Source organism: Aeromonas bivalvium (assembly GCF_000819765.1).
In the GTDB taxonomy this organism is placed as follows: Bacteria; Pseudomonadota; Gammaproteobacteria; order Enterobacterales; family Aeromonadaceae; genus Aeromonas; species Aeromonas bivalvium.
This window is the reverse complement of record NZ_CDBT01000059.1, coordinates 421-3,806: the sequence shown is the minus strand read 5'-3', so window position 1 is coordinate 3,806 and position 3,386 is coordinate 421. Positions and strand designations below refer to the sequence as shown.

The 3,386-nt window shown below is 62.8% G+C and carries 2 protein-coding genes; both read left to right on the top strand.

All coding sequences use genetic code 11. The features are described from left to right. Window positions 1–1,573 (top strand): putative transporter (locus tag BN1119_RS17065; RefSeq protein WP_042000918.1); only part of this gene is annotated, 1,573 nt, incomplete at its 5' end. 227 nt (window positions 1,574–1,800) lie between these two features. Further along, window positions 1,801–3,386 (top strand): retention module-containing protein (locus tag BN1119_RS17060; protein WP_157438685.1); only part of this gene is annotated, 1,586 nt, incomplete at its 3' end.

The following is a 3,386-nucleotide window of genomic DNA, read 5'->3' as shown; positions in this document are numbered from 1 at the left end:
GCTGGGGATAGGGGGAGTGCTGTTCGGCGGCATCCTGGTCGGCCATTTCGCCGGCCTGTTCCAGCTGAGTTTTGACGACCATACCCTGCACTTTATCCAGGAGTTCGGGCTGATCCTGTTTGTCTATACCATAGGCATCCAGGTCGGCCCCGGCTTCTTCTCCTCCCTGCGCAGCACAGGGCTCAAGCTCAACGGTTTCGCCGCCCTGCTGGTGGTGCTGGGGGGCGTGGTGGCCCTGGTGTTGCACCAGCTGTTTGATGTGCCCCTGCCGGTGATCCTGGGGGTCTTCTCCGGCGCCGTGACCAACACCCCCTCCCTGGGGGCGGGACAGCAGATCCTGGCGGAGCTGGGCGCCGAGCCTGGCTCGACGGCGCTGATGGGGATGGGCTATGCGGTCGCCTATCCGTTCGGGATCTGCGGCATCTTGCTCACCATGTGGCTGGTTCGCCTGTTCTTTCGCATCAAGATCGACGAGGAAGCGGCCCGATTCGAGCAAGAGTCCGGCACGGTGCGCGAGACGCTCCAGACCATGAACATCGCGGTGCGCAACCCGAACATGCACGGGCTCATGCTCAAGGAGATCCCCAGCCTCGACGAGGCGGATGTCATCTGCTCGCGCCTCAAGCGGGGCGAAGAGCTGATGGTGCCGCGCCCGGAGACCTGCATCGAAACCGGCGACCTGCTGCACCTGGTGGGTGAGCGCCATGCCTTGCGCAAAGTGCTGCTGGTGCTGGGGGAGGAGGTGGACACCTCTCTCTCGACCCGGGGTACCGAGCTGAGAGTCGAGCGGGTGGTGGTGACCAATGAGCAGGTATTGGGCAAGAAGATCCGCGATCTGGAGATAAAACAGCGATATGACGTGGTGATCTCGCGACTCAACCGGGCCGGGATAGAGCTGGTGCCGACCAGCCAGACCAGCCTGCAGTTCGGGGACATCCTCAACCTGGTGGGGCGGCTCGATGCCATCGAGGCGGTCACCAGCGTGGTGGGCAACGTGCAGCAGAAGCTGCAACAGGTGCAGATGCTGCCGGTGTTCATCGGTATCGGGCTCGGCGTCCTGCTCGGTTCCATCCCCTTCTATCTGCCGGGGTTTCCGGCGGCTCTCAAGCTGGGTCTGGCGGGAGGCCCCCTGGTGGTGGCGCTCATCCTGGCCCGGGTCGGCAGCATAGGCAAGCTGTACTGGTTCATGCCGCCCAGCGCCAACCTGGCCCTACGGGAGATAGGAATAGTCCTGTTTCTGGCCGTGGTAGGATTCAAATCGGGGGCCGGTTTCGTCGATACCCTACTCCATGGCGATGGACCGACCTGGGTGCTGTATGGGATGGCGCTGACCCTGATCCCACTGCTGGTTGTCGGTGTGCTGGCGCGCCATTATGGCAAGCTCAACTACCTGACCCTGTGCGGCCTGCTCGCCGGCTCCATGACCGACCCTCCCGCCCTGGCGTTCGCCAACGCCATGCATCCAAGCAGTGGCGCCAGCGCGCTCGCCTATGCCACCGTCTATCCCCTGGTGATGTTCCTGCGCATAGTGTCGCCACAGCTGCTGGCCATTCTGCTCTGGGTGGGAGCCTGATTCTGGCTGGCGCCTCACCATGGCGCCAGCCAATATCAAGCGATTGAAATAAATAGTTATTTATCAACAAGCATAGTAAGTGCCAACCCTTCAATTTCCCCGTGAAAAGCTGTCAGGAAAGTCGCCATTCTTTCTAAATTTCTCACTGGTTACTGGTGACTCACTCGAATAGATTGGACGGTGGAAAATTGCACGCCCATCGCAGGGTTCACTCATCAGGAGAATACATGAGCGCCAATATCGTCACCCTGGAACAGGACATAGTCGTGACCCGTCTGACCAACCCGGTTTACCTGGTCGGGGAGGATGGCAGCCTGCGGCAGCTGGCCGAGGGGGACGTGGTGGCCAAGGGGGCTCGCTTGACCTCGCCCACCGGCGCCATGGTGGCCGCAGATGGACGGCAGATCCCGATCCCCATGGCGGAGATGGCCCCTGATGAGCAGAATGCACTCCTGACCCTGAACGACCCGGCAAGCGGGGGGCAAGACGATATTGCGGCGCTGCAAAGGGCGATCCTCGATGGCATCGACCCGACCCAGGCATTCGAAGCGTCGGCGGCCGGTGGTGCCCCCGCGACAGGGGGCGGCGTGGCGGGTGGCAGCGGCAACGGCGGTTTCATCGTCGTCGATCGCAGCGGGGATGCGACCCTGGCCCAGGGCGGCTTTGATACGACGGAGCCCGTGACCACAACCGAGCGGCGAGTGCCCCTCGATGGCCGCGATGATGAGTCACTGCCGGATGTGACCGTCCCCCTTATCTCGATATCTGCCCCGGACAACGGCAACGACAGCACCCCGACCATCACGGGCAGCACCAATGCCGCGCCTGGCAGCACTGTGACCCTGGTGGTGACCGACGCCAATGGCAACCAGCAGAGCCTGACGGCCACGGTGCAGCCGGATGGCAGCTTCAGTGTGGATGTGACGACACCTCTGCCCGATGGCGGCTATGAGGTAACCGCCAGCGTGACCGATCCTGCCGGCAATACCGGCAGCGCCACCGACAATGGCAGCGTAGACACCATTGCCGGCATTACTGTGACTCTGGATGACGTGAACGGCAGCAATGTTGCCAATGCTCCCATCACAGGCACCTCCGATGTCGGCCCGGGCCGTACCGTGACTCTGGTCATCACGGACATCAAAGGTGACAAGGTGACCGTCACCGCTCTCACCGACGCCGATGGCAACTACCGCACCACCGCGGACCTGAGCGGGCTGGCGGATGGCAATCTGACTGTCGAGGCCAGCGTCACAGATGCAGCGGGCAACCGCGCTGATGCCAGTGATGACACCAGTTTGCTCGACACCACGGTGCCGGATGCCCGTATCACCCTGGATGTCGATATCACGGCGGATGACATCATCAATGCAGCCGAAGCCAGCCAGCAGATCCCTGTCACCGGTCGCGTAGGCGGGGACGTGCAGGTGGGCGACACCGTCACCCTGACGGTGAACGGCAAGACGTTTACCGGTCAGGTGCTTGTCGACAAGACCTTCAGCATCACAGTGCCTGGCGCGGATCTGGTGGCGGATGGTGACAAGGTGATTGATGTCAGCGTGACCACCACGGATGCGGCCGGCAACAGCTCCACAGCGACTGGCAGTGAAGGCTACCGCGTGGATACCCAGGGCCCGAGCGTGGTGGTCGATATCGTCGCCACCGATCTCAAGGCGGATGACACCAGCGTCGTCACCTTCACCTTCAGCGAGCCGGTGCAAGACTTCGAGCTGGCTGATCTGACCGTGGTGGGCGGCAGCGTGACTGGGCTGACCACGTCCGACGATGGCAAGACCTGGAGCGCCACCTTCAC